Source organism: Lysinibacillus sp. CTST325 (assembly GCF_054665055.1).
Genome location: NZ_BAAFHO010000008.1, coordinates 38,222 through 57,345 on the forward strand (window position 1 = coordinate 38,222; position 19,124 = coordinate 57,345).

17 protein-coding genes and 1 riboswitch are annotated in these 19,124 nt (G+C 37.8%); of the genes, 3 read left to right on the top strand and 14 right to left on the bottom strand.

Features of this window, described 5'->3' with window-relative positions:
- Positions 1–150: 150 nt before the first annotated feature.
- The 6 genes from ACYQ73_RS17450 to ACYQ73_RS17475 all read right to left on the bottom strand — a co-directional run bounded on the left by ACYQ73_RS17450 (position 151) and on the right by ACYQ73_RS17475 (position 6,822).
- Complete coding sequence (locus ACYQ73_RS17450) at positions 151–1,113, bottom strand: 2-hydroxyacid dehydrogenase (RefSeq protein ID WP_460013666.1); 963 nt, start codon at positions 1,111–1,113, stop codon at positions 151–153.
- Positions 1,114–1,233: 120 nt separating this feature from the next.
- Positions 1,234–2,567 (bottom strand): IS3 family transposase gene (locus ACYQ73_RS17455; RefSeq protein ID WP_460013667.1). Its coding sequence is split into 2 segments (ribosomal slippage): positions 1,234–2,186 and positions 2,186–2,567, totalling 1,335 coding nucleotides; the frame shifts between segments, so codons are not numbered across the junction.
- A gap of 251 nt (positions 2,568–2,818) precedes the next feature.
- Positions 2,819–3,004, bottom strand: a complete 186-nt coding sequence (locus ACYQ73_RS17460) for a hypothetical protein (RefSeq protein ID WP_460013668.1) — start codon at positions 3,002–3,004, stop codon at positions 2,819–2,821.
- A gap of 225 nt (positions 3,005–3,229) precedes the next feature.
- Positions 3,230–4,531 carry a protoglobin domain-containing protein gene (locus ACYQ73_RS17465; RefSeq protein ID WP_460013669.1) on the bottom strand — a complete coding sequence of 434 codons (1,302 nt, stop codon included), beginning with the start codon at positions 4,529–4,531 and terminating at the stop codon, positions 3,230–3,232.
- A 239-nt stretch (positions 4,532–4,770) separates the two neighbouring features.
- Positions 4,771–5,604, bottom strand: coding sequence for an undecaprenyl-diphosphate phosphatase (locus ACYQ73_RS17470; protein ID WP_460013670.1), 834 nt, complete (start codon positions 5,602–5,604; stop codon positions 4,771–4,773).
- A gap of 138 nt (positions 5,605–5,742) precedes the next feature.
- Positions 5,743–6,822: a metallophosphoesterase gene (locus ACYQ73_RS17475; RefSeq protein WP_460013671.1), complete on the bottom strand. Its 1,080-nt coding sequence runs from the start codon at positions 6,820–6,822 to the stop codon at positions 5,743–5,745.
- Between the two features lie 444 nt (positions 6,823–7,266).
- Between ACYQ73_RS17475 and ACYQ73_RS17480 the strand changes: the two genes are divergently transcribed.
- The gene (locus ACYQ73_RS17480; RefSeq protein ID WP_460013672.1) at positions 7,267–8,415 is read left to right on the top strand and encodes an acyl-CoA dehydrogenase family protein; all 1,149 of its coding nucleotides are present in this window, start codon (positions 7,267–7,269) and stop codon (positions 8,413–8,415) included.
- Between the two features lie 642 nt (positions 8,416–9,057).
- On the opposite strand, the gene ACYQ73_RS17485 is transcribed toward ACYQ73_RS17480, so the two are convergent.
- The 5 genes from ACYQ73_RS17485 to ACYQ73_RS17505 form a co-directional block, all read right to left on the bottom strand.
- Positions 9,058–9,360 (bottom strand): hypothetical protein, encoded by a 303-nt coding sequence (locus tag ACYQ73_RS17485; protein WP_460013673.1) that lies wholly within the window; start codon positions 9,358–9,360, stop codon positions 9,058–9,060.
- A 22-nt stretch (positions 9,361–9,382) separates the two neighbouring features.
- On the bottom strand, positions 9,383–11,578 hold the full coding sequence (locus tag ACYQ73_RS17490; RefSeq protein WP_460013674.1) for a HAMP domain-containing sensor histidine kinase: 2,196 nt from the start codon (positions 11,576–11,578) through the stop codon (positions 9,383–9,385).
- A 15-nt stretch (positions 11,579–11,593) separates the two neighbouring features.
- Positions 11,594–11,749 (bottom strand): hypothetical protein, encoded by a 156-nt coding sequence (locus ACYQ73_RS17495; RefSeq protein ID WP_249076186.1) that lies wholly within the window; start codon positions 11,747–11,749, stop codon positions 11,594–11,596.
- Positions 11,727–12,419, bottom strand: a complete 693-nt coding sequence (locus ACYQ73_RS17500) for a response regulator transcription factor (RefSeq protein WP_460013675.1) — start codon at positions 12,417–12,419, stop codon at positions 11,727–11,729. Before ACYQ73_RS17500 ends, ACYQ73_RS17495 begins: the two co-directional genes overlap by 23 nt.
- A 384-nt stretch (positions 12,420–12,803) precedes the next feature.
- The gene (locus ACYQ73_RS17505) at positions 12,804–13,661 is read right to left on the bottom strand and encodes a DMT family transporter (protein WP_460013676.1); all 858 of its coding nucleotides are present in this window, start codon (positions 13,659–13,661) and stop codon (positions 12,804–12,806) included.
- 158 nt (positions 13,662–13,819) lie between these two features.
- Between ACYQ73_RS17505 and ACYQ73_RS17510 the strand changes: the two genes are divergently transcribed.
- Entirely contained in the window at positions 13,820–14,050 is a 231-nt protein-coding gene (locus tag ACYQ73_RS17510) for a MerR family transcriptional regulator (RefSeq protein ID WP_049667308.1), read from the top strand.
- Between the two features lie 51 nt (positions 14,051–14,101).
- Here the strand turns inward: ACYQ73_RS17510 and ACYQ73_RS17515 are convergent, their stop codons facing one another.
- From ACYQ73_RS17515 to ACYQ73_RS17525, 3 genes are all read right to left on the bottom strand, one after another.
- Positions 14,102–15,088, bottom strand: coding sequence for a homoserine dehydrogenase (locus ACYQ73_RS17515; protein WP_460013677.1), 987 nt, complete (start codon positions 15,086–15,088; stop codon positions 14,102–14,104).
- A gap of 543 nt (positions 15,089–15,631) precedes the next feature.
- Complete coding sequence (locus tag ACYQ73_RS17520) at positions 15,632–16,018, bottom strand: hypothetical protein (protein ID WP_460013678.1); 387 nt, start codon at positions 16,016–16,018, stop codon at positions 15,632–15,634.
- Positions 16,019–16,354: 336 nt separating this feature from the next.
- Positions 16,355–17,656 (bottom strand): O-acetylhomoserine aminocarboxypropyltransferase/cysteine synthase family protein, encoded by a 1,302-nt coding sequence (locus ACYQ73_RS17525; protein ID WP_460013679.1) that lies wholly within the window; start codon positions 17,654–17,656, stop codon positions 16,355–16,357.
- A gap of 117 nt (positions 17,657–17,773) precedes the next feature.
- Positions 17,774–17,886, bottom strand: a riboswitch (SAM riboswitch).
- 463 nt (positions 17,887–18,349) lie between these two features.
- On the opposite strand from ACYQ73_RS17525, the gene ACYQ73_RS17530 reads away from it, so the two are divergent.
- Positions 18,350–18,982, top strand: coding sequence for a glycerol-3-phosphate acyltransferase (locus ACYQ73_RS17530; RefSeq protein ID WP_460013680.1), 633 nt, complete (start codon positions 18,350–18,352; stop codon positions 18,980–18,982).
- The last annotated feature ends 142 nt before the right edge of the window (positions 18,983–19,124 follow it).

Here is a 19,124-nt window from a genome sequence, read left to right on the forward strand (position 1 = left end):
GTTTTGTTAATTTAGAGATTATTCGGCTTTATGAAGGAACCATTTAGTTATGTCCCAGCCCCTTTTCTTATAATCACAGCTGATTTATACATTTATTTCAGATACAAGCAAGTCTTTGCTGCTTTATCGCAAAAGATTCTCCTACTTCTATTAATCTATTCGATTTGTTACAGCCTTGCCCTGCCCATATGCGGTAAGCTCTTTAACGTTCAGCATCAGCATAGCAGTTCTAGTTTGAAGCGAGGCACTACCGATATGCGGAAGTGCTACAACATTAGGAAGCGTCAATAAAGGATGATTCAATGCAATAGGCTCTTGTTCAAAGACATCTAGCCCTGCTGCCCACAGCTTACCATTTTTCAACGTATCATACAGTGCATTCTCATCGATAATGCCACCACGTGATGCGTTAATTAATACTGCGTCATCCTTCATCAAAGCAAGTTCCTCAGCTCCTATAAGTCCTACAGTATCATTGTTAGAAGGTGTCATAATCACAACAAAATCCGATTGCTTTAAAAGATCCTCCAACGATACATAGTGAAAGCCATACATTTCTTCTACCTCATGGCGACGTCTACGATTGTTGTATAAAATTTTCATATCAAAACCTTTTGCTCGTCTAGCAACAGCTTGGCCAATACGTCCCATACCAATAATTCCTATAGTGGATCCTGAAACATCTTTACCTACTAATTGCATCGGATACCAGCTTTTCCATTTACCTTCACGCAAATATCGTTCACTTTCTGGAATTCTTCGAGCAGTCGCAAGCAATAATCCCCATACTAAATCTGCAGTCGTATTTGTTAAAACGCCTGGAGTATTAGTCGCCATTATTCCACGCTTACGCAAAGCTTTGACATCAATGTTATTGTATCCAACGGCTAAATTAGTCACGAGTTTTAGATTGGGTGCGTGTAATAATAACTCTTCATCGACTTGGTCAGCAATCGTTACCCACAATACTTCACAATCTGCAACAGCTACCAATAGTTTTTCCCGTGGTATAACAATTTCCTCCTCCTCCCATTGTTCGATATCATAATACTCTTTCAATGGCTCAACTATATGCGCTGGGAACTTTCGTGTAATAAATAATTTCTTTTTCATATTCCGAACACCCCTCAATTCAATTCGCCTATAGCGTAACACTTAGAACGCTCATTTTCTAGGGATTTCTTATCTCTACGTGTAAAGTGTACCCTTTGTAAAGGACATTTTGAAAAAAAGCTAGGCTACCTTTTGAAGCTGCTGTCTGTATTTTGCAGGCGGCAGCTTTTTCAAGTTCCATTGCCCTCGATAATGGTTGTAATACATCATATAACTTTTCACTTCTCGTTTTACTTCTTCTAATGTTTCGCACGCTTTCAGATTGGTTTCGTCTTTAAAATGACCGAAGAAGGATTCTTGAGGGGCGTTATCCCAACAGTTTCCTCGCCTTGACATAGATTGCCCTAGTCCCATTTCCTTCACAAGTTTCTGGAATTTTGGATTCGTATAATGGATTCCTTGATCTGAATGAATAAATGCATCTTTCGTTAAATGGTGGTGATTTCGCTTCAATTTACGAAGAGTATTGAGCGCAATATCCATACTTAATGAAGCAGATACTTCATACGCTAAAATTTCGTTTGTCTCAGCGTCCTTAATCGTTGATAAATAAGCACGTTTGCCGTTTCCATACGTCAAATACGTGATATCTGTTAATAATACTTTTCCTGCTACACCTTGTTTGAAGTTACGTTGTAATTCATTTGGACATGTACGATGTTCTTTTGTTGCTTTGGCCATTCTACGTGCAGGATTCGCTTTTCGAATTGGGCATACAATCTCGAATTTCTTCATAATACGGCGAATACGTTTTAAGTTATATGTAATCCTATATTGATTTTCTAACGTCATTTTAATTTGACGTGCACCTTTCCTACGCCCACGGAAATGATACGCTTTTAAAATGATATCTTTGATGGCTTCATCTGCTAACTCATGGGTTGCACGCTTTTGTGCTGATTTTTCTGTGAAATAATTATAGTAACCTGAACGAGATACACCCATGATTTCGCATAGATAACTTACTAAACGTTTTAGTTTATATTTTTGAATCGTTTTACTGATTAAATCAAATTTTAGTTCTGTTGTAATTGTTATTTCTTCTTTAACATCTGCCTTTCGAGTAGATCGAGCTTTTTTAAAAGTTCATTCTCCGCTTGTAATAATCGATTTTTCGCTTCTAATCGTGCAATTTTTTCTTCTAAACTTAATTCCCGTTCTATTGGACGACCTGAATTCGTTTTACGTGTATCTTGTAGACCAGCTACTCCAGTTGTACGATAAGCTGCACGCCAACGCTTTCCCGCTGAACTAATGCGCTTCAAACCAATCAGTTCAACATCTAAACCAGCCTCTTCAAAAATCTTTCTTGGGAGTTTTCCTTTTTCATTTTCTGCAATAAAATGGCGTTTGAATTCCTCAGTATAGGTAATCGCTTTATCACTAATAGCCTGGACATTAGGATTACATTTTAGTTGTTCTTGCTCTTTTTTAGTAAATAATCTTTTCGTCATTTATTCCGCTCCGACATCTTTTTTCTCATTATAAACAAAAGTACCCTATAGGATAGACTTTTTTTAAATTGTCTATCTTATAGGGTACAGTTTAGTGTGTGATAGCTTTTCTTTTCTGTCACTCTTCAAACTTCATCCATCTATTTATTGTTTTATCCTTCAAAAAGACGATTTCGTCCTATTATTTATGAAAAATAAACAAGGCCAATCAGTTGAGAATGGCATTTTATTTAAACGATTTGTTCATGAGATTAAGTTGCAACTCCTTGAGGATCAGCGATAAAGGAACGAAGGCTAAAACCATCACGTCCTGTGATAACGCCTTCGTGCTGGCTCGAGATCCTGCAGCGAAGCCGATGTTTTCTGTGCGAACGTGAAGTGCTAACGAAGCGACAGCAATAATGTTCTTTCTGTGCGGCAGCTTGTGATGAATTCATTTTTTTATGAGTACTTTGAAGATTTATCGGAACAAAATCTCATTTTATCGGAACTATTTTTGCTTTTATCGGAACATTTTCTCGTTTTATCGGAACAATTTCAGTTTTTATCTACTATGGGCAACTACTTGGAGATCAGCACCACAGACGAGACCATGCAGCGACAAAGCGCCCATTCAACCACACGTTACGTTAAGGTGATAAGCAAAAAACTATGCATAGTCGTTAGAAATCTCTGATTGTTGTATCTAATCGATTGGCAACTTGTTTTAATTCCTCGGAAGATTCTCCAATCGTTTCTATAATTTTCGCCAGTTCCTTTATTTTTAGTCCGACGTTTTGGAAGTTTGAGATAGAACCGTTTACTGAGCCAGATATTGCATCGAATGCTTTTAAAGATTCCTCATTTTGCTCAATACTATTGTTCACCAGTTCTTGAATCTCATGAATTGCTTGAACAACTTGTTGTGTAATTCCATTAGACATAGTTATGAGATCCGCAATTTGTTCAACCGAAGTTTTCGTCTGGTCAGCAAGCTTACGAACTTCGCTCGCCACGACCGCAAAGCCTTTTCCATGCTCTCCTGCACGTGCAGCCTCAATAGCCGAATTTAGCGCAAGTAAATTTGTTTGACCAGAAATATTTTTCACTATTTCAACAACAGCATTAATTTTGGAGGAAGAATGATCTAATTGCTCCACCATACCCGACATTTCAACGGTCTTATGATGAATTTTCCCTGTTTGCTCATTAATTAATATTATTTTAGAATAGCCTTCAGACGATACCTCTTGCATTGTTTTTGCCTCATCGATACTTTCCTTCAAGTATTCATTCACTTCCTTGGCGTTATAAACAAGTTCGGTCACTGTTTCATTGGTATTATGAGATTGAGACTCTAGCTGCGTAGATATCCCACCTATAATTTCCTTAACATGTGCTCGAACACTATCCTGTTGCTTCTCAATTAATGTATTAGCATAATTATCATATTCCTCTAGGACAATCTGTTGTTCGAAATTACAAATTTTACTGATGGCATTACAAAACTTTTCTTCTTCGTCCCTCGATAATTGAAGCTTATAAACAATCTCTCTTAAAAATTTTTCAATGTTTTGAAAGGCTGCTAAATACCACTTAGGATACAAGTTAATCTTCACATGCATTTTCGCTACTCGCCTTCTCTTCTCCAAAAATGCATCGTCTATACGCCCTTCGAACATTTCTATAATATGATGGCGTAATGTTTGGCGTAACTTCTCACTAGAGCTATACTTTTCAATAACCTCACGTAACGCTGGCACACTCTCAATCGCATGATAAAATGCTGCTACTACCTCTTCAACATTTCGTTCAATATACGGTTTTAAACTTCTAATTAACTTCAAATCTTCTCTAGTTAAATTTACTAGATTTAACTGTAGTAAACGTTCCTGATCTTGAATAAAAACCCCTATACTTGATTCATCAGTAATCTCAATTGTATTCTTCTTAGACTTATTTCCAATTTGAAACAATTTATCCACCTCGTTGTGTCTATGTCTATCCTACCGAATATAATCCGAAAACAAAAAACTCTCTGAATTCATTATAAGTTCTTTACAACTGTAATGACAATATATAGGAAAAAAATATCTATTTTCGCAATCAGCAATAATCTATCATACTCTCTAACAATACTTATTAACCATGCAATTCTCCCTAAAATTAAGGTCAAACACAAAAAAAAGCCACTCATTCCGCAATAGAAGAGTGACTTTATTATTTACATAAAGATAATAACAGCTAGTACAGCAGCTAGTACTATACGATAAATAGCAAATGGCATTAATTTAACTTTTGAAATAAGTGCTAAGAAGAATTTAATTGATAGTAATGCAAAAATAAATGAGCTAATGAAGCCCACTGCATAGAATCCAAAATAATCCATAGATAGCGTATCCCAGTTTTTCAGTACAGATACTAAACTAGCACCCGCCATAATTGGTACTGCCATAATGAAAGTAAAATCTGCAGCCACGCGGTGACTCATGCCAAATAGTACACCACCAGATATCGTTGCCCCTGAACGGGAGAATCCTGGCCAAAGTGATAAACATTGTACTAACCCTACTTTAAAAGCTAAACCATAAGAAATTTTATCTAGAGAATCCACTTTCGGTCTTTTCGGTGCTAATTTATCTGCAGCAATCATTAAAAGTGCTCCAGCTACTAAAGCATAAATAACATGCTCTACTTTAAATAAATGATCATCGATAAAATCTTTGAACGCAAAACCTAATACAACTGCTGGCAACATACCTACAATAACATGTAGTAAGTTGAAGTGACCTTTCACTGATTTCGATTGGCCATCAATTTTATAAAGTCCAACCAAATTTAACATTCGCTTCCACATAACAACGACTACGGCTAAAATGGAGCCAAGCTGTACAACGATTTTAAATGTATTGGCTGGATACATCCCTAAAAACTCTTCTGTCTTTAGCCACATATCGTCTACAATAATCATATGACCTGTCGACGACACCGGTGCAAACTCTGTCATTCCCTCGACAAAGCCCAAAATAAGCGCCTTTAATAATTCAATGATATCCACGTTTTCACCTTACCTTTTGTTAATTAAATACAAACATATTATAAAATACACTTTTTCATAAACTATGACTATTGCATTCAGTTATGAGACATCACCATAATATAGGGATTATTTTGAGCCTCCAGCGCCATTTACCAACTAACGAAAATTTATATCCACAACCCATATTTCAGAACGGCTACCTATTCGCATTGGCGGACCCCAAAAGCCAAAACCTGATGAAACAAGTGTATGCATTTTCTCCTTCATCTTATAACCATAATCGAGTTCAAATACACGAGCAGTTATATACTGATTTGGCCATAGTTGACCTTTATGTGTATGCCCTGACATATGGAAGTCTACGCCCATTTTTGCAGGCGTAATTAAATCATTTGGGGTATGATTCATGACAAACCAAGGCAAGTCATCTGCTGTCTTCAATGCATCTAGTGGCTTTCTATCCTTGTTTGTAATATCCTCTTGCCCCGTTAATACTATCACATTATCGATTCTAATAGTTTCATCACACAAAACTTTTACATTAGCATTTTCCATTTCTTTGATAAATTCAGGGATTTTCTTGCCATAGTACTCGTGATTGCCCAGCACACCATACACTCCATATGTAGATGTTAATTGCTTCATCACATCTGCCATTCCCTCTTTAACAAACCATTTAGGGTCGTCATCTACAATATCCCCAACTAAAAAGACGATATCCGGCTTTGCTTCATTCGATAAAGTAACAAAGCGCTGTAAATGTCTTTTATTTGAGAGAACCCCTAAATGAAAATCTGATGCAACTACAACTCTCATCGAATCTAGCTCACTACTCTTTTTATCCATCGTTATTTCTAAATAACGGACAACAGGTGAATATGCTAAATAAGTACCTACAATACTTAGTACAAAAAACATAGCAATTGCTATACTTCCAATGATCTGTACACTTTTAAAGGGGCTTAGCCAAATAATCAGGTGTGCTAACAAGCAAAGCGCTAATCCGTATTCAAATATAAACATCCAATAATTATGGATTATTGAAAACATTCGTAAGGATTCATGCAATCTACTAATAACAATACTAAACGCAATGCTATACAGTACTATCCAATATAAAATTGGAAATCGGAACCACCCCATTGCCACAAGCCACTGTCTCAATCCCCATCCTAAGTAAAAAGTTAATGCACTATATATACTTATTAAAAGAATTCCACCGATTACTTTAGGCATTTCAGTTCCCTACTTTCATATAGTCTTAGTTGATTATAGCATTATACTTAACTTGCACATTTGCATTAAGTATTTGTTATTGAAAGTATGTGTAAAAGGGCAACCCACCTGCTCATGATATTAAGTGTACATTTTCCTTGTCATTTAATCGTATGATTTACATGACGATCTAATTAGGTAAGTGACAATTATCGTAATCTAGGCAAATGATTGGACCTCTTCTGGTTTACAGATGAGACATGGGAGCGCTCATCGAATGCCTCCAAAAAGGGCCTAAGAACTCAAATTATGTAATGTAATATCCCTCCTTACAATTCACTATAATTATAAGAGTATGTAGAAAATCTATGCATAATATACTTTAATTTTTCTGAATCTTTCGGTAACATTATGTTTGCAAGAGAAAATTTACGGATGTATGGAAGAAAAAGGGGTGTCGTTCATATGGCAAAATATAAATTTGAATCAACAGAACATGAGTTATTTCGTAAAACCTTACGTAAGTTTTTAGCAGAAGAAGCTGAGCCACACTATCCACAATGGGAGAAAGATCATCTTATTCCACTTGAGTTTTGGCGTAAGCTTGGGGAAATGGGCTATCTATGCCCACAAGTAGAAGAGCAATACGGCGGACTCGGACTCGATTTTAGTTTTGGCGTTATTATTCAAGAAGAGCTTGAGCGTGTAGGTTCGAGCCTAATTGGAGTTGGTCTGCATAACGATATTGTCGTACCTTATATCGAGGCATACGGCTCAAATGAGCAAAAATCACGCTGGCTGCCGAAATGTGTTACAGGCGAAAATATTACAGCAATTGCTATGACAGAGCCAGGTACAGGTTCAGATTTGGCAAACATCCAAACAACTGCTATTCGTGATGGCGATCACTATATCGTCAACGGACAAAAAACATTTATTACAAATGGTATTCATACAAATTTAGCAGTCGTTGCTGTAAAAACAAATCCTCAGGCAGAAAAAAAACATCGTGGCATTAGCCTCCTTGTCATTGAAGACGGGACTCCAGGCTTCACGAAAGGTCGCAAACTCGAAAAAGTCGGCATGCACGCGCAGGACACAGCCGAACTGTATTTTGAGGATTGTCGCGTACCTGTAGAAAATCTCCTTGGCGAAGAAGGCAAAGGCTTTATCTATATGATGGAAAAGCTACAGCAAGAGCGTCTAGCAGTAGCCATCGCTGCGCAAGCGGCCGCTGAGGACATGTTGGCTTTAACAATTGATTATGTCAAATCACGCGAAGCTTTCGGAAAATCAATTAGTGACTTCCAAAATACACAATTTAAAATAGCTGAAATGGCGACAAAAATTGAACTTGGCAAATCATTTTTAGAATCTTTAATAGAGGAACATATCGCTGGAAATGATGTTGTCACAAAAGTTTCGATGGCAAAATACTGGATAACTGAAAATGCACGTGAGCTTGCTGTCCAGTGTATGCAATTACATGGCGGCTACGGTTATATGGAGGAATACAAAATTGCTAGAAGATATCGAGATATTCCTGTCATGTCCATTTATGCAGGTACCAACGAAGTCATGAAAGTGATTATTTCCAAGAATTTAGGCTTATAACTAAGTATTAAATAAAGTATGGTTCTTCGGCGAAACGAGGCGTTGACTTTCGTTCCGACTGAGCGTTCGCTTCGTACCACTTTACTGCGATAATACAAAATTCCAGCACAAATGTGTATGTGTGAAAGTGTAGCGCTAACGAATTGGCAGCGATTTAAAACGAAGATCCGAGGTGGCGGATTGGGGACCATAACGACGGATTGATGAAACGAAGAGACGGAACGAAGAGGCGAAGCGACGGATGAGAGCGCTGTAACGACGGATGTAAGTGCCGGAACGACGGATGTAAAAACCTATGTGACGGATTGAAGTGCCATAACGACGGATTGAAACCTAAGCGACGGATTGAAGTGCCGGAACGACGGATGTAAGTGCCATAACGACGGATGTAAAAACCTATGTGACGGATTGAAACCTAAGCGACGGATGAGAGTGCTGTAACGACGGATTAAAAGCCTATGCGACGGATTGAAGTGCCGGAACGACGGATGTAAAAGCCTATGCGACGGATTGAAGTGCCATAACGACGGATGTAAAAGCCTATGCGACGGATTGAAGTGCCATAACGACGGATTGAAACCTATGCGACGGATGAGAGTGCTGTAACGACGGATTAAAAGCCTATGCGACGGATGTAAAAGCCTATGCGACGGATTGAAGAACCGTAACGACGGATGAAAGCCTATGCGACGGATGTGAGTGCCTTAACGACGGATGTAAAAGCCTATGCGACGGATTGAAGTGCCATAACGACGGATGAAACCCTAAGCGACGGATGAAAGTACCGGAACGACGGATGTAAAAGCCTATGCGACGGATGTAAGTGCCGGAACGACGGATGTAAGTGCCTAAGCGACGGATTGAACCGGCAAAGTCGTGGATAGAACTGCCGAAATCGTGGATAGAACAGACAAATCTGTTTTCAAAATAAAAGAACAGCGGCAAATTGTTTGCCGCTGTTCTTTGTCTATGCTGTTGGAATTCGAACGATTACTTTAAATAAATCTCCATCTACCTCAATACTCATACGAGCACCATGCAAATCTACAATGGATTGTGCAATGGCTAAGCCTAGCCCTGAGCCCTCTGTATGGCGTGAAGCATCCGCTCGTTTAAAGCGTTCAAATAACTCATCAGCATCCTCGCTAATTTCATATTTTGCAACATTCTTCACCGTAAATTCAGCATCACCTTCTGCCGTACGTTTCAATGTTACATAGACACGTGTGCCTTCTAATGCATATTTCAATACGTTAACGATTAAATTATCGATCAGTCTCCACCATTTTTGTCCGTCCACATACGCGTAGATTGGCTCATGTGGTTTTGTTAGGCGTAAATCTAAATGAGCCTGTACTAAATCTTCCTCATGCTCCCCTACTGCCTGCTGTATAAGCTGGGTTAAATCCACTCGAGTGCGATGAAGCTCCATATTACCACTCGCCATTTTAGACACTTCAAAAAGATCCTCAATCAGTAATTTTAGACGTTCTGATTTTTTATCAAGGATATGAATGTATTGCTTACGCTCTTCCTCTGTAATATCAGGATTTTTTAGTAAATCTGTATACGTAATAATGGATGTTAACGGTGTGCGTAAGTCGTGACTAACATTCGTAATAAGCTCTGTTTTTAAACGCTCACTTTTTGCCTGCTCATGCATAGACGTGCGTACGCCTTCTCTTAAATGATTAAGATTTTCGGCATGCTCCGCGAGTGGCGATTTGCCCATGACCTTGACATCTCGATTTAAACGCCCTTCTGCCATGTCTTTTGTGTCCTTCATAATTCGGTTTAAATAGCCCATTCTCGAAAGGAAGAGAATCAGGGCTGGTATTCCGACCATTGCACAGATGCCCAATACTAGAACGGGGAATCCGCCACCTCTAAACATTGAAGCAACAAGGCTTCCACCACCGAAAAATGCTGCCCCAATCATCACTATGGAATGTAATGCAATGGAACGATTTATAAATAAATCTGTGATTGATCCACCTAGTGACCATAAATAGCTAGCTTTTAAGTTCTCCTTTAATTTCTGTGCTGTATTCACTCGATCATACAACCAAATAAACTGTACAAAGAACGTCGTTGCAATAATGATTAAGACACCTATTTTAAACAGCAAACTAATTAAGTAATGTACATAGTTGGATTGATAAGCAACAAACTCAATCGATTCAAAAGCAATTTGAGATGCTACCAAATATATGAATGCACTTATTAATAATAATCCAATTTGGTAATCAATTTTCATCTTTGCAAGCGCTTCTTTTTCCTTTAAACCTTGTACCATCTGCAGTACTTCTTTGCGCCCTTTCCATGCAAAAATAGCTGCCACAATACTCGTTAACCATATAAAGTAGAACATGTATTGATTACGTGTAAACTGGTCATATCCTCCCGAGATGTCGACTGCTTGTGCTGATTTTTTTGAAATGGTTATGATACCAGTGTAATCAGAATTTTCCCTTAAATCCTCTATATCCACGTAGGAATCAGCTCGGTAAACGAATTGATTTAAATTACCACTTATATTCCAAGTAGTTAATGGGTGTTGTCCGTTATACTTAATTTTGAACGCACTACTATCCGAAACATCACCTGAACTATATGTTTTGCCTGTTTCAGTGTTCGTTAATTCATAAGACCAATAATTATAATTTTTCACAAAACTCTTTGCTTCTTCATTTGCTTTCTTTATATATTGATCAACAAGCTCTTCCTTTTGAGCCAGAATTTTTTTACGGACATGCTCATCATCCTCGAAATTAGTCGTAATATCTTTAATTTTTGCATCTCGCTCTTTCTCAAGCTTTGTTTTTAATTCCGGTGCATTTACATTAGCAGCGTCTTGAATACGCCCTTCATATTGAGCTTTAATATTACCTATCTGTTCTCCTAATGTTCCATAGCGATCACGATGTTCCTCTATTTCACTTTGCGTTACCACAATTTTACTTTTTAAATTCTCAGTTGTTGGTAAATTCAACACTAATGGTCCTAATTCTGACTGAAAATTATCTAGTTCATGCTGGAAATTTTCAGATTGAAAATATGACTTGCCAATATATTGATACCCGACTCTAGAGAACGTAAATATACCGAAAATTACCCAAATTAAACATATAAGAGCGAGAAGAGGTTTCCACTTTTTTAACATACTTTTAACTCCTCTCTAAAAAATTCTCTCGAGCAATTGTAGCATCCCCGAAGAGCGTGCAGTTACTATTTGATAGGCATACACACCGAAATAAATTAGTCCAATAACCCCTGCTACAAACCCTGCAATTGTAGCATACTGCTCTATTTTATTTTTCCATTTTATAGCCAACGCCCCACACCACCTTTAAATAGCGTGGATTTTTCGGATCTGCTTCGATTTTTTCACGTATTTTTCGAATGTGTACAGCCACAATATTTTCTGCATTGTAAGCTTCCTCATTCCACACACGTTCATAAATCTCTCTTATCGAAAATACACGCCCTGCATTTTTCATTAATAATTCCGTAATCTTATATTCGATTGGTGTTAATCGAACAGGCTCGCCTTCTAAAATGACTTCCTTTGCATCTTCATCTAATACAAGTCCGTCGATTTCCACCTTTGCTACTCCCTCGTTGTACGTCCCAAGTTGTACATAACGTCGCAGCTGAGATTTTACTCGAGCCAACAGCTCTAACGGATGAAAAGGCTTTGTGACGTAATCATCAGCGCCTACAGACAAACCATGAATTTTGTCGCCATCCTCCGCCTTTGCACTAAGCATAATAATTGGAATATTGCGCTCTTCTCTAATTTTAAACGTCGCTGTAATTCCATCCATATTTGGCATCATAATATCTAAAATAATTAAATGTACTTCATTGTTTTCTAATTTTTCGATTGCCTCTAAGCCGTCAGCAGCTTTAATGACATTGTAGCCTTCATTCTTTAAATAAATTTCAATACCATCACGAATATCTTGATCATCGTCTGTTACAAGAACTGTTAGTTTCGTCATGATATACACCTCGCTCTCAATTAATAGTGTACCTTTTAAATCTTAAAAACCAGTTATTATAAAAATGAAGAATTTCTTAAGGTTTTAACTTCTTTAAGCGGGTGTCCAAACAACCGCTTAAATAGAGGAACTCAGTATAAGAACGCCCCGTCCTATGATAACGCCTTCGTGACCAACATCCTATTGCCCCGACGCCCCAGGAAGCTTTGCTCTGTGCGAAAGCGAAGCGTCAGCGACAAAGCGCCTAGCCGGAACAGAAATCAACTGATATACAAGACATATGTTTCAACATATGTAAATAAGCAAAATAGCAATAAATCATAATTATTAACACTACATTTTCTTAATCAAAAATATTTAAGATTATATTGTTTTGACTTGCTCTCAAATCGTTTTTCGTCCGCCTAATGTTAGGGCGATAATGCCACCTAGTAACATGGCAACACCTATCCAAGAAGCCATACTTAAATATTCACCAACTAAAAATACACCTAACATTGCTGCAGTCAAAGGCTCTGCTAGTGATAGTGTAACAGCTGACGATGAACTTATTTTTTGAAGCCCCTTTAAAAATAAAATATAGGCAACGCTTGTACAAATAATCCCCATGAAAAGCATTGTCCATAAGTTATGTGGGATAACTAACCAGCTAAAACCCCCATTTATCGAAAATGGCAGTAAGAATAGCGCACAAATTGAAAAAGTCATTGCTACTGCAGGTAACGCCTCTTCTCTTCTCATTAACTTTTTACTAATATTTGTGTACAGTGCAAAGGAGAGACCTGCACAAAGAGCTAATCCAATCCCTCCCATATGGACTGCCTCTTCCCCATTATTAACGAATAATAAAATACAGCCTAGTGTTGCCATTACAGTTGCTATTCCCCACACCTTTGTCGGCTGTGATTTCCATAATATCCATTCTAAAGCACCAAAAAAGATAGGAGCGCTACCAATCGTTACAACGGTTCCAATAGCTACATCTGTTAGACGAATTGATGAGAAAAAAAGGCCTTGGAACAATGCAATGCTCGCCGCAGCTAAAATTGTCCATTTCCATGACCATTTCAGAAAGTTTATTTTACCTAGTAAAATAGTAATAGCTAATAATAGTCCACCACCAATTGCAGAACGAATTGTTGCTACAGCTATCGGAGATATTCCTACACCCAAAAACGTTTGTACAGTTCCTGTCATGCCCCATAATATAGCCGCTAGAAGTACGAAAAATGGATACATCATTTATTGCCTCCTTGAACGTCACCACTCATTAACATTAATAATACAGATTTATCCAAAATCAAACAATTACCATTTTCCTTTTTCTTTCATTTATTAACCCATAGTAGGCTTTCTATTAAAGGAAGGTTATAATAAAAGCAACAAAAGGAGCGAAATTTATGTATAAAACAATTGAAGAAACAGCCATCGAACTTGGTATGCCAGAGGATCAAGTACTTCGCCTAGTTTACGAGGGCCGTATTCGTTCAGTATACGACGGAGACCAAATACTAATTAATAGCGGGCAGTTCAGCACTTATTTTGAGCAGTTAGATCGTATTAAAGAGGAAATAGAGATTTGGCGGAATACACCTATTCCAGAGGATATCGATGTTAAAGATGAGGATTAAAAAATGCCTATCATTCAAACAATTAGAACATTGTTGAATGATAGGCATCTATTATATTGTTACGACAAATCCAGCTCGCTTACCGATAATTTCCGCATAATCCTCAACCATTACACTAGCTGTTGGATACATGCCTGCTCCAGGTCCAATTAGCGTCAATGTGCCAATATAATTAGTATCCAATGCCACAGCATTATTGACATCATCAACTGGGTAAAGTGGATGTTCTTTATCAACTAATTGCGGGCCAACCTTTGCGATCACTTTACCATCTGCTAGTTTCTCAACCTCAGCAACGTGGCGGTAACGCAAGCCTTTTTCACATGCTTCTTTTACTTCTTCTGCCGAAATACTATCAATACCTACTACTTCGACGTCAGCCCAGTCTGGTTGTTCTCCAAATGCCAAAGCACTTAAAATCATTAATTTTTTAAAGGCATCCTGTCCTGAAATATCATTATATGGATCTGCCTCTGCATAGCCTAAATTTTGCGCCTCTTTTAATGCAGTTTCGAACGACCAGCCTTGTGAACGCATTTTCGTTAAAATATAGTTGGATGTCCCATTTAAAACACCCTGAATACGACTAACATCATTAACAAGCAAAATGTTTTTCATTGTTTTAATAACTGGTACACCGCCAGCAGTCGTTGCCTCAAAGCCTACAAAAACACCGTTTGCTTTTGCAAGATCCTGTAGCTCCAAGCCTCGTTTGGCAAACATTACTTTGTTAGCTGTGATGACATGACATTTATGTTCAACAGCGCGCTTTAGATAAGTAAAAGCTGGCTCCTCATTGACGATCGCCTCAAAAACAACCTGCATACCTGGTTCTGCTAAGACTTCATCCATACTAGTTGTCATTAAATGCGCTGTGCCTGGTACACGTTCACGGCTAGTATCTGTAACTAAAATTTTTGCTACTTCTAGCTCAATTCCTAATTTATTTTTAAGCTCTTCTCGCTTTTCGTTTAATATATGGTAAATTCCTTGACCTACCGTTCCAAATCCTAATATAGCTGCCTTTATAGTTGCCATTGTTGTTATTCCCTCCAACTTACATTCCGCAGTTTCATTAAATTTATTTCGTCTCAGCTTAATTCGTACATATTTTGAATTGTGCGCTGACTTTACAAAGCAGGTCAATTTGCCGTGTTTCTAACACTTCGTTTTCAAACAGATATTTAGAATAAGTCATCTGAATGAAGATAAATAAACCTTTGAAACACACACAAATTCAAATAATTCAAAATTCAACTTAAAGAAAATTGTAACGTAAATACTTACATTTCACAAGAAAAATCTTTCTAGGACGGACATTTGTTTTCTGTAGACGTGCAAAGGAAATCGTTTTCATTCCTTTTATTATTTGATTTTTCACTTGAATCTATAATAATTGAACAAATATTGACGAATCTTTATTAATGCCTTTCTTCTATTATATATATGTATGTAAAGACATTCATAAAAATTGTTCTTTTGAAATATATTAATAAAAATTTTTCTGTATATCTTCATCGTCTAATTGAAAAAGCTCATTCCCTGTAGCAGCAGAGAATGAGCCAAAAATATGAGGGATAATTAACTAGCTTTGGCTAGCAATTTATAGCGATATTGTGTTAAAGCTTGTTGTACAAGTCTTATTTCCTCTTGCGTAAAATTTGGTATTGCATACGTACGTTCAACCAATTGAAATGTGCCGTATTTTAAATAGTACTCTGTCGCAGGTAGAGGAATATGATTTGCTCCATAGCTTTCATAAGCTTCGAAAACTTCTTTTACTGTATAGCCTTCCTCTTTGACATAAACCATTTCCTTAAAAGCAGAATGACCAAAGATCTCTTGCCATATACGCTCAACTGACGCAAGTATGTTTTGAATGGACATGTTGTTCACAAACACATGACCTTCATTTAATTCATAAATAAGATAAGATGCAATGTTTTGCGCACTATACACATTTCCCATTTAAAACACTCCTTTATCATCAGTTTTGTAGATAAGAGTAGCTACTGGCTGAGTAACTACTCCTCTTCATATATTTCAAAAGTGGGGGAGCACTTATGAAAACTTAATTAAATTGGTTCTAGGTCGGTAGCCTTTCGAACACTTTTCTTATTCCCTAGTATAAAACAAGGATTTAATTAAGTCAATAATACTTATAAAATTACTAGGTATTAATTTCAGTTATTTCACCAAATGAGGTGAGCGGTTGATGTAGCAACGTTTGACGCATTACCAAATGAGGCCTATCGAATGAGAAAATACGTAAACGCTACAACATTCGCCAATGTATTTTATTTATTAAGCTTCTACTTTTTGTTGCGAAGCTGTTACTTGTTCAATAGCTTGTTCTAAATCTGCAATGATGTCCTCTACTGCCTCTAAACCGATGGATAAGCGAATGAGCGACTCGGTTACGCCAGTTTGGATTAGCTCTTCAGCAGATAGCTGTTGATGTGTAGTAGATGCTGGATGAATAATTAATGATTTCGCATCCCCTACATTTGCTACGTGCGAGAATAATTTCACACTATCGATTAATTTACGCCCTGCTTCACGTCCACCTTTAATACCAAATGTAAGCACTGAACCGAAGCCATTTTTCAAATATTTTTTAGCTAAATTATGAGTAGGGAAATCTTCTAAGCCGTTGTAATTTACATATTCCACAGATGGGTGGTTTCGTAAATATTCAGCTACCGCTAATGCATTTTCATTGTGTTTAGGAATACGCAAATGAAGCGTTTCTAAACCTTGTAATAAATTAAATGCTGCATCTGCACTTAATGTTGGACCAAAGTCGCGTAGTAATTGCACACGCAGTTTTGTGGCGAATGCTGCCTCTGCTGTGTCAATACCATAACGTAAACCGTGATAAGAAGCATCTGGCTCAGTAAAGCCTGGGAAACGTCCACGAGTCCAATCAAACTTCCCTGCATCTACTACAACGCCACCTAAAGTTGTTCCGTGGCCACCAATCCATTTTGTTGCGGAATGAACAACGATATCTGCACCGTAGTCAATTGGTGTAGAGCCATATGGTGAAGCAAATGTGCTATCAATAATTAATGGCAAGCCGTTTTCATGTGCTACGTTTGCTACTGCTTCAATATCGAGTACCTTTAAACTTGGGTTACCGTAAACTTCAGCGAACACGGCCTTTGTTTTATCAGTAATAGCAGCTCGGAAATTTTCTGGATTTGTATCGTCTACAAAAATCGTTTTAATGCCGTAGTTTGGTAGTGTGTTGGCGAATAAATTATAAGTACCTCCGTATAAAGAGCTACCTGCAACGATTTCATCGCCTGCCCCTGCAAGATTTAAAATGGAAAACGCGATAGCTGCTGCACCAGATGAAAGTGCTACTGCTGCTGTACCGCCTTCTAATAAAGCAACGCGTTTTTCAAAAACATCTACAGTTGGGTTTGTAATTCGTGTGTAAATATTGCCGGCTTCCTCTAAGGCAAAAAGACGTTGCGCATGAGCAGTGTCTTTAAAAACGAAAGCCGTTGAGCGATATACCGGTACTGTACGTGATCCTGTTACCGGGTCTGGCTCTTGGCCACCGTGTAACAGCAATGTTTCTGGTTTAAATTTTGTCATTGTATACCTCCAAATGGTTATTTTTTTACGATGGTACCGGAGATGAGGAGGATTTTTTCAGTAGAAAACAAAAACCCTCTTCAGCTAAGAAGAGGGTTGCGGTTGCAAGTTTTCCTCCCCTTATCTGCCAGATCCAATAAGAATCTGTAGGAATTAGCACCTTAGCAAGTTCATCACTTACTGGTTGCCGGGCATCATAGGGCCTATCCCTCCGCCGCTCTTGATAAGAGTATGAGATTCAATTTCCATCGTTGTTACACAGTATAAACATAGACTTTTTCTCTGTCAACACTAAAATTTTATTTTTTCCGAAACTTCTGTCTGCTTTTTTACGTATTACGAACGCATACACTATTTTAGGTATTTAATTGGTTTATCGCCAAAATGTGGGGTTGATTTCCGTTCCGACTGGGCTCTTTCTTAGGGGCGTCCGATAAGCCGCTTCACTCGCGGGTCTCGGGCCAATAGATGTTTTTTGCGCGAAAGCGAAGCGGCAGCGGCAGCGGCAACAACACGATGTTGGTCACGAAGGCGTTATCACAAGACGTGATGGTTTTAGCCTTCGTTCCTCTATCGCTAATCCCCCAAGGAGTTGCCCAGTCTCCACTCCAATCACTTCATGGCATATGTTATAACAAACATCATTCCTAACTTTTAATGATGAGCCTATTTTATTTTGAAAGGAGGACTTTTATGTTAAAAGCCATTATCATTTTTCTTCTTGTTGGTTATTTGATTGGCTGTATTCACGGCTCTAAAGTTGCTCAGTTTTTATCTGGGGTAGATTTAAAAAAGACTGGTCATGGCAATGCAGGTGCCTCTAACGCAACACTTTCCCTTGGTTGGAAATACGGCGTATTAGTTGCACTGATCGATATCGGCAAAGGCGTTGCAGCTATAATCGGCGCACATGCTTATTTAGCAGATATCACACAATTAACAGAAGTACAAGTTTGGCTCTTCACGTATATTGTAGCTGCCGGTGTCATTCTAGGTCATAATTTCCCATTTTATATGGGCTTCAATGGCGGTAAAGGAACTGCTTCAATCATAGGAATATTACTTGCGATTGATTGGAAAATTGGCTTATTTGCACTCATTTTATTTGTTATTTTATCTTTCGTGACGAACTATTTAATTGTCGGTGTACTTGAGTTTTATCTCGTTTTTTGTGCAGCCACATATTTATGGATTCCTGGAACAGTCCCAACGACTATAGCCCTATTACTTTTTGCTATAGCCATCATTTTGCATATCGAAAATATTAAGCGCTTGATGCTAGGAACTGAGCCTAAAGTAACTTCAGCATTCAAAAAGAAAAAATAATATCTTTTTGGATATTTTTGTATTTTCTTTGACCGTATATTTTCTCGCAACTGCCCATTATCGCTATAAACAGAGGGTATTTCACATACTAGTTCTTTTTACAATAAATAGACAAATTAACTTTTCTTAATAAAGCATTTTA